Here is a 787-nt window from a genome sequence, read left to right as displayed (position 1 = left end):
ATATCAATCATTCCACATCACCTAACTGATTTTAGCAAAATCTGATTTTAGCAAAGGCTGATTTAATGAAAGGAAAGAAAAGGAATCAAAGAACTACAAGCTCATGGCTTATGTATCTCACAGTTCCGTTAGCTGTTGGCTTCAATGCAAGCTTGAAAACTCCCAAGTCCGCACTTATGAGGTTAAGTCCACCGTCCACGACTTCCTTGTCAAAGTCTATAATGCTAACACCTGTTAGGATGCTGTCCAACACGTATTCAATTTTATCCAGCTCTTGTCCAGTTGTCCAGTCCACCTTCATGATCTCAATCTTTCTTGGTTTAGTCTGCATTATTGCATACTTGTCAATAATATCAGCTCTTGCATTGCTTGAATCATAGATAGTTATGAAGCCTCTCCATGCAATTGCTCCCACCGGAATGTCCAAAATCTCTTCAAGCTCAGTTGAAGAATTGAATGTAGTCTTTTTAACCCAAACTTTTGGCTCAATGAATTCACCGTTGAAGTAGGCATACCACTCTTCTGGATCGGCAAATAGTAACTTATCAAGTGTAACTTTGACAGTTGCATCGCTTATTGTGACATCAGTGGCAACAGTAGTATTAAATTTAACGCTAAGTGATAAGTTCTCCTTGGCAACCGCATGTATATAACCGGCATCTAGGAATAGCATAAAGGTAACACTTTGTGTTCCTGAAGCTCCAACGCTTATTGACTGGGAGAGATCAATTCCCTTTGAAGCTGAATCGTAATAATTCATTATTGCGAGATCAAGACCGCTTAAAGC

1 protein-coding gene is annotated in these 787 nt (G+C 39.4%); it reads right to left on the bottom strand.

Going from position 1 to position 787, the window contains the following annotated elements:
* Window positions 1–85: 85 nt before the first annotated feature.
* A partial coding sequence (locus E3E37_RS10690; protein WP_167717317.1) for a hypothetical protein occupies window positions 86–787 on the bottom strand: 702 nt, incomplete at its 5' end.

Source organism: Thermococcus sp. ES12, assembly GCF_012027515.1.
GTDB classification, from domain to species: Archaea; Methanobacteriota_B; Thermococci; order Thermococcales; family Thermococcaceae; genus Thermococcus; species Thermococcus barossii.
Note: the sequence above shows the minus strand (reverse complement) of the source record. Positions and strands in the feature narration are given on the sequence as shown.